The sequence below is a fragment of the Streptomyces sp. NPDC029956 genome (assembly GCF_055574655.1).
This window is the reverse complement of record NZ_JBVHZJ010000006.1, coordinates 232,174-239,353: the sequence shown is the minus strand read 5'-3', so window position 1 is coordinate 239,353 and position 7,180 is coordinate 232,174. Positions and strand designations below refer to the sequence as shown.

The following is a 7,180-nucleotide window of genomic DNA, read 5'->3' as shown; positions in this document are numbered from 1 at the left end:
GTCGCAATCCACACCGAACCCGGAAGGCCCTCACCCGTTCAAGAAGCCTCAGCCGAGACCTGCGTCACCTGTCCACAACCTCCCGGGACAGAACACCTAGGCGAACGCGGTGAGGAGGAGGAGCAGGAAGACGGCCTCGGCGCCGAGCTGGATCCGGAGGGCCACCCGGCGGACCTCGGGACGGGAGGTGCTCTGCACGGTGACGAGGGCCGCGAAGGCGATGGCCAGGGCGGCGAGGTACACGTAGCCGGGGGTGCCGTCGCAGGCCTGCCCGTGGGTGAGGCAGCGGGCGGCCTTCTCGCGGGTGAGCACGAGGACGCCGGCGAGCAGGGTCGCGGGCACGAACAGACCCGCCCAGACCATCGACCGCTTCCGCAGGCGCGGGCCCTCGACGTCCGGCGGGGTGATCGGGACGGGCGACGCGGCGCGGGTGCGGGACTCGGTGCTCATGCCCCCATCCCACCCGCCCGCCCGTGCCCCGGGTATCCGCCCGGGTACTCATCCGCCGGACGGTCGGGTACTCACACCCGCTCCGGCTGCTCCTCGTCGACCTCGTCGACGGGTTCGCCGATGAACGTCCGCCACAGCGAGGCGTACCGGCCGTCCAGGGCGAGGAGCTCCTCGTGGGTGCCGTCCTCCGCGACCCGGCCGTGGTCCATGACGACCACCCGGTCGGCACGGGCGGCGGTGGTCAGCCGGTGGGCGACGACCAGCGTCGTCCGGCGGCCGGCGAGGCGGTCGGTGGCCTGGTTGACCTGGGCCTCGGTGGCCAGGTCGAGGGCCGCCGTGGCCTCGTCGAGGAGCAGGATGTCCGGGTCGACGAGCTCGGCGCGGGCGAGGGCGATGAGCTGGCGCTGACCGGCCGAGAGGTTACGGCCCCGCTCGGCGACCTCGTGGAGGTAGCCGCCGTCGAGGGTGGCGATCATGTCGTGGGCGCCGACCGCGCGGGCCGCCGCCTCCACCTCGGCGTCGGTCGCGTCGGGACGGCCGTACGCGATGGCGTCGCGGATCGTCCCGGCGAAGAGGTACGCCTCCTGCGGGACGACGCCGAGCCGGTGCCGGTACGCGGTGAGGTCGAGGTCGCGCAGGTCGGTGCCGTCGGCGGTGACCCGGCCGCCCGTCGGGTCGTAGAACCGGGCGACCAGCTTGACCAGGGTGGACTTGCCCGCGCCGGTCTCGCCGACGAACGCGACGGTCTGACCGGCCGGGATGCGCAGGTCGATGCCGGTGAGGGCGGTCTCGTCCTTCGGGGCGCCGTCCTCGCCGCCGTACGCGAAGGAGACGTCCTCGAAGGCGATCTCGCCGCGCAGCGACAGCACGTCCAGGGGTGCGGGCGCGGCGGCCGTCGACGTCGGCTCCTGGAGGAGCTCCTGCATCCGCTTCAGCGAGACGGCCGCCTGCTGGTAGCCGTCGAAGACCTGCGAGAGCTGCTGCACGGGGGCGAAGAACAGGTCGATGTAGAGGAGGTAGGCGACGAGCGCACCGGTGGTGAGGGTGCCGCCCTCGATGCGGTTCGCGCCGACGATCATGACGGCGGCGGCGGCCACCGAGGACAGCAGGGTGACGAACGGGAAGTAGATGGAGATCAGCCACTGGCCGCGGACGCGCGCCTCGCGGTAGTGGTCGCTGCGCTCGGCGAACCGGGCCGCGCCGGACCGCTCGCGGCGGAAGGCCTGCACGATCCGGAGGCCGGAGACGGACTCCTGAAGGTCGGCGTTGACGACGCTGATCCGCTCGCGGGCCAGCTCGTACGCCTTCACGCTGGAGCGGCGGAAGTAGTACGTGGCGACGGCGAGGACCGGCAGGGTCGCGAAGACCACCAGGGCGAGCTGGAGGTCGAGCACCAGCAGCGCGACCATGATCCCGAAGAAGGTCACGACGGAGACGAACGCGGTGACCAGACCCGTCTGCAGGAACGTCGACAGGGCGTCCACGTCCGTGGTCATCCTGGTCATGATCCGGCCGGTGAGCTCGCGCTCGTAGTAGTCGAGGCCGAGGCGCTGGAGCTGGGCGAAGATCTTCAGGCGCAGCGCGTAGAGGACGCGCTCGCCGGTGCGGCCGGTCATCCGGGTCTCGGCGGTCTGCGCGACCCATTGCACGAGCACGGTGACCAGGCCGAGCGCGGAGGCCGCCCAGACGGCGCCGATCGCGAGCCGGTTCACGCCCTCGTCGATGCCGTGCCGGATCAGGACCGGGAGCAGCAGGCCGGCGCCCGCGTCGAGGGCGACCAGGCCGAGGCTGATGAGCAGCGGGGCGCCGAAGCCGCGGAGCAGCCGGCGCAGACCGTAGCTCTCCTCGGGCGAGACGGCGCGGGCCTCGTCGATGCCGGGGGTGTCGTCGGCGGGCGGCAGGGCCTCGACGGCGGCGAGCAGCTCGGGGGTGGCCCCGGGTGCGTCGCTCTCCCGGTCGGTGCTCTCGTCCCGTACCCACAGGGTGGGGGTGAGGCCGCGCTCGGCGTCGAACTCGGCGTCCAGTTCGGCCCGCAGGGTGCGGTCCTCGGGGAGTTCGGCCGGGGTGAGGTGGCCGGGCGAGACGGCGCCCAGCTCGTCGGGGTCGGTGAGGAGGCGGCGGAAGAGCGGGGAGCGCTCCTCCAGCTCGGCGTGGGTGCCGATGTCGGCGAGCCGGCCGTTCTCCAGGACGGCGATGCGGTCGGCGAGACCGAGGGTGGAGCGGCGGTGCGCGATGAGCAGGGTCGTACGGCCCGCCATCACCGACTTCAGGGCCTCGTGGATCTCGTGCTCGACCTTGGCGTCGACGGCGGAGGTGGCGTCGTCGAGGAGGAGCAGCCGGGGGTCGGTGAGGATCGCGCGGGCGAGGGCGACGCGCTGGCGCTGGCCGCCGGAGAGGGTCAGTCCGTGCTCGCCGACCTTGGTGTCGTACCCGTCGGGCAGCTCGGCGATGAAACGGTCCGCCTGGGCGGCGCGGGCGGCGGCCTCGATCTGCGCCTGTGTGGCGTCCGGGAGGCCGTACGCGATGTTGGCGCGGACGGTGTCGGAGAAGAGGAAGGAGTCCTCGGGGACGAGGCCGATCGCGGCGCGCAGCGAGTCCAGGGTGAGCTCGCGGACGTCGTGGCCGCCGACGAGGACGGCGCCGCGGGTGACGTCGTAGAAGCGCGGGAGGAGGAGGGAGACGGTGGACTTGCCGGAACCGGAGGCGCCGACGACGGCGACGGTCTCGCCGGCCCGGATCTCGAGCGAGAACCCGTCGAGGACGGGGCTGGTCCTGCCGTGGGCGTCCTCGTACCCGAACGAGACGTCGTCGAACTCGACGGTGGCGGGCGCGTCGGCGGGCAGTTCCCTGGTCCCGTCCTTGATGACGGGCTCGGTGTCGACGAGGTCGAGGACCCGCTCGACGCCGGCGCGGGCCTGCTGGCCGACGGTGAGGACCATGGCGAGCATCCGGACCGGGCCGACGAGGGAGGCCAGGTAGGCGGAGAAGGCGACGAAGGTGCCGAGGGTGATCTGGCCGCGGTAGGCGAGCCAGCCGCCGAGGGCGAGGACGGCGACCTGGCCGAGGGCGGGGACGGCCTGGAGGGCCGGGGTGTACCGCGAGTTCAGGCGGATCGTCCGCAGCCGGCCGGCGAACAGCTTCCGCCCTGCCTCACGGATCTTGCCGGTCTCCTGGTCCTCCTGGCCGAAGCCCTTGACGACCCGGACGCCGGTCACGGCCCCGTCGACGACCCCGGCGACGGCCGCGGCCTGCTGCTGCGCGTGCCAGGTGGCGGGGTGGAGGCGGGTACGGCTGCGCTTGGCGATGAACCAGAGCGCGGGGGCGACGGCGAGGGCGACGAGGGTGAGCGGGAGGGACAGCCAGGCCATGACGCCGAGCGAGATCAGGAAGAGCAGGATGTTCCCGACGGTCATCGGGAGCATGAAGAGAAGGCCCTGGATCAGCTGGAGGTCGCTGGTGGCCCGCCCGATGACCTGCCCGGTCGACAGCTCGTCCTGCCGTCGCCCGTCGAGCCGGGTGATGGTGGCGTACATGTCGGTCCGCAGGTCGTGCTGGACGTCGAGGGCGAGGCGGCCGCCGTAGTAGCGGCGGACGTAGGTGAGGGCGTAGACGAGGACGGCGGCGCCGATGAGGAGGCCGGTCCAGACGGAGAGGTCCCGGGTCTTCGTCCCGATGACGTCGTCGATGATCACCTTGGTGACCAGCGGCACGAGGGCGAGCACGGCCATGCCGACCAGCGAGGACCCGAGCGCGAGCAACGTGTTCGCCTTGTAACGCCACGCGTACCCGGCGAGCCTGCGTGCCCAGCCCTGCTGTTTTTCCCCGACCGCCGCCACGAGTGGCCTCCCGTTCGTCCTGCTCTACCGGAAGCCCCAACACGGGTGGGCTGCGATTTCATCCCGCCGCAACAAACCGGGGACGGGGTCCGGTCTCCGGACCCGGGTCTCGTCGCCGCAGGCAGCCGGAGATCGACGACGGGACCCGGGGCCCGGTCGGCCGGTTCAGACGGTGCCGTAGAGCAGGAGGAACACGGCGGTCACGGCGGTGCAGGTGAAGACGGCACTCGTCACGGCGGCCAGCCGCCGCCCGCGGCCGGCCCGCGCGGGGTCGCGGAACCTGGCCCAGGCTCCGTGGGCGAGGAGCAGACTCAGGAGCCCGGCGCCCCCGAGGGTCAGCCGGGGGCTGAAGGACCAGCTCAGATAGGCGACGAACCCGAGCCCGCCGAGCAGCGCGACGGCGAGCAGGGTGAGGATCGCCTCGCCGACGACCTCCCCCACGAGCTCGATCACGAATTCCCCGGTCTTCTTCAGCGCCCTGCGCACCGTGTCCATGGCCCCCGCCCCTCCCTCACCCCACGCCCCACGGGTCCACAAGGACCTCGGGCCTCCGCGGAGAAAGACCCGCGCGAGGCGGGAAGGGTTGTGGCGGTGGGTAGGGAATCCGGGGGCCGTCGTCGAGCCGGCCCGTGGGTGAGGCGAAAGGGGCGTACGTGGCACGGGTCGAGGACGGCAGGCCGTACGGGTGGGGGCAGCTGTACGCGGCGCTGCTCACGATCAAAGGGCTGGCGGAGGCCGGGCGGGTCGAGCCGGTGCCGGCCCGGCAGCTGGAGCGGACCGCGGAGAACCCCCGCAACATCTGCTGGCAGCTCCTGGGCGAGTCCGGGCAGCAGGCGTTCCTCGCCCGGGAGCGGGGCGGGACCGTCGCCGACGCGGCCGTGGTGGTCATGGCCGACGCGGTCGGGCTGATACCCGCACGCCGGGCGTCCCGGAACGGGCTGGACCAGAACCAGGCGAAGGAGTTCCGGCAGGGGTACGAGGCGCGGCTCGCCGTGTACCGGAAGGCGTGGGAGGGACTCGTCGGGTGAGCGGCCGGCCCGGCCCTTCCGGGTGAGCGGCCCCGGTGGCCCGGCCCTTCCGGGGAGCGGCCCCGGCGGCCCGGCCCTTCCGGGTCCGGGCCACCGGCTCGGCGCCGTCAGAGGTGCGTCGGCTCGAACATCCTCAGGAGGGCCGGGAGGACGACCACCGAGGGGCCCGGGGTCGCGAGGGACTTCGCGAGGTCCGCCGCCAGGGATTCCGGGGTCGTCAGGGTCGCCGGGACGCCGAAGGACTCCGCCAGTGCCACGAAGTCCGGGCGGGCCAGCTCCGTGCCGGTGGCCTCGCCGAACGCCCCCGTCATGTACTCGCGCAGGATGCCGTAGCCGCCGTCGTCCACGATCAGCCACGTCACGTCGAGGCCGTACTGCCTCGCCGTCGCCAGCTCCGCGATCGAGTACATCGCGCCGCCGTCGCCGGAGACCGCGAGGACCGGGTGGCTCGGGTCGGCCGCCGCCGCGCCGAGGGCGGCGGGGAAGCCGTAGCCGAGGCCGCCCGCCCCCTGCGCGGAGTGCATCGTGTTCGGGTGCTTCGCGTCGAAGGCCGACCACGCCCAGTACGCCAGGATCGTCATGTCCCAGAAGCTCGGGGACCGGTCCGGGAGCGCCTTCCGTACCGCCGCGACGACCCGCTGCTCCAGGCCCAGGTCCTGCGCCGCGATCCGGTCGCGGACCTTCGTCAGGACGACCGAGACCCGCTCGGGAGCGGTGGCGTCCCGGCGTTCCGGCGCCGTCTCCAGGAGTGCCTGGAGCGCGAGCCGGGCGTCCGCGTGGATGCCGAGCGCCGGGTGGTTGGACTCCAGCTTCCCGGCGTCCGCCTCGATCTGGATCACCCGGCCGCGCGGCGCGAACGTGTGGTAGTTCGAGGACAGCTCCCCGAGCCCCGAGCCGACGACGAGCAGGACGTCCGCGTCCTCCAGGAAGTCGGTGGTGTGCCGGTCCTCCAGCCAGGACTGCAGCGACAGCGGGTGCTCCCAGGGGAAGGCGCCCTTGCCGCCGAAGGTCGTCACCACGGGGATGTCGAGCCGCTCCGCGAGCGCGAGCAGCTTGCCCGAGGCGTCGGAGCGGACGACCCCGCCGCCCGCGATGATCGCCGGGCGCTCGGCGTTCGCCAGGAGGTGCGCGGCGACCGCCGTCAGCTCGGGACGCGGCGCGACGTCCTCGGGCGTCGCGTCCATCGCCGTCACCACCGGCAGGGAGGTCTCCGCGAGGAGCACGTCCTGCGGGATCTCCACCCAGACCGGCCCGTGCGGGGCGGTGAGCGCCGACTCCCAGGCCGCGGCGATGGCCGACGGGATCTGGGACTGCGTACGGACGGTGTGGACCGACTTCACGATGTCCCGGAAGGACGCCTGCTGGTCGCGCAGCTCGTGCAGGTAGCCGTGCCGGCCGCCGCCGAGACCGGCCACCGGGATCTGGCTGCCGATCGCGAGGACGGGCGCGGAGGCGGCGGCGGCCTCCTGGAGCGCGGCGAGCGACATGAGCGCGCCGGGGCCGGTGGAGAGCAGCAGCGGGGCCGCCTCGCCGGTGATCCGGCCGTACGCGTCGGCGGCGAAGCCCGCGTTGTTCTCGACGCGGAGGCCGACGTACCGGAGGGAGGAGCGGCGCAGGGCGTCGAACATGCCCAGGGCGTGCTGGCCGGGGAGGCCGAAGACGGTGGTGGCGCCGAGGCCGGTGAGGGTCTCGACGACGAGGTCGCCGCCGTTGCGCCCGGCGGGCGGGGCGAGCGCGGCCTCCGTCTGCGCGGCGGTGGGGCGCAGGACCAGGTCGTGGTCGTGAGTCATGGGGTCCCTTGGCGTGGCTCGGTGGTCGGGTGCGGGCCGGTGGGCACGACCTGCGACAACGGCCGGGCGCGGCGCA

The 7,180-nt window shown here is 73.6% G+C and carries 5 protein-coding genes; 1 reads left to right on the top strand and 4 read right to left on the bottom strand.

Translation table 11 applies throughout. From position 1 onward, the window contains the following. Positions 1-96: 96 nt before the first annotated feature. From ACZ4XX_RS07245 to ACZ4XX_RS07235, 3 genes are all read right to left on the bottom strand, one after another. Positions 97-450: a hypothetical protein gene (locus ACZ4XX_RS07245; RefSeq protein WP_468506940.1), complete on the bottom strand. Its 354-nt coding sequence runs from the start codon at positions 448-450 to the stop codon at positions 97-99. Positions 451-521: 71 nt separating this feature from the next. Next, positions 522-4,286: an ABC transporter ATP-binding protein gene (locus ACZ4XX_RS07240; RefSeq protein WP_468506939.1), complete on the bottom strand. Its 3,765-nt coding sequence runs from the start codon at positions 4,284-4,286 to the stop codon at positions 522-524. Positions 4,287-4,451: 165 nt separating this feature from the next. Continuing rightward, the gene (locus ACZ4XX_RS07235) at positions 4,452-4,781 is read right to left on the bottom strand and encodes a lysine transporter LysE (protein WP_468506938.1); all 330 of its coding nucleotides are present in this window, start codon (positions 4,779-4,781) and stop codon (positions 4,452-4,454) included. 158 nt (positions 4,782-4,939) lie between these two features. On the opposite strand from ACZ4XX_RS07235, the gene ACZ4XX_RS07230 reads away from it, so the two are divergent. Beyond that, positions 4,940-5,314, top strand: a complete 375-nt coding sequence (locus ACZ4XX_RS07230; protein WP_468506937.1) for a hypothetical protein — start codon at positions 4,940-4,942, stop codon at positions 5,312-5,314. 107 nt (positions 5,315-5,421) lie between these two features. Here the strand turns inward: ACZ4XX_RS07230 and ACZ4XX_RS07225 are convergent, their stop codons facing one another. Continuing rightward, the gene (locus ACZ4XX_RS07225; RefSeq protein WP_468506936.1) at positions 5,422-7,104 is read right to left on the bottom strand and encodes a thiamine pyrophosphate-binding protein; all 1,683 of its coding nucleotides are present in this window, start codon (positions 7,102-7,104) and stop codon (positions 5,422-5,424) included. Positions 7,105-7,180 lie beyond the last annotated feature (76 nt).

Excerpts from the sequence above, each read along its gene's own strand:
- ACZ4XX_RS07245 (WP_468506940.1), bottom strand. The coding sequence starts at position 450 with ATGAGCACCGAGTCCCGCACCCGCGCCGCGTCGCCCGTCCCGATCACC.
- ACZ4XX_RS07235 (WP_468506938.1), bottom strand. The coding sequence starts at position 4,781 with ATGGACACGGTGCGCAGGGCGCTGAAGAAGACCGGGGAATTCGTGATC.
- ACZ4XX_RS07225 (WP_468506936.1), bottom strand. The coding sequence starts at position 7,104 with ATGACTCACGACCACGACCTGGTCCTGCGCCCCACCGCCGCGCAGACG.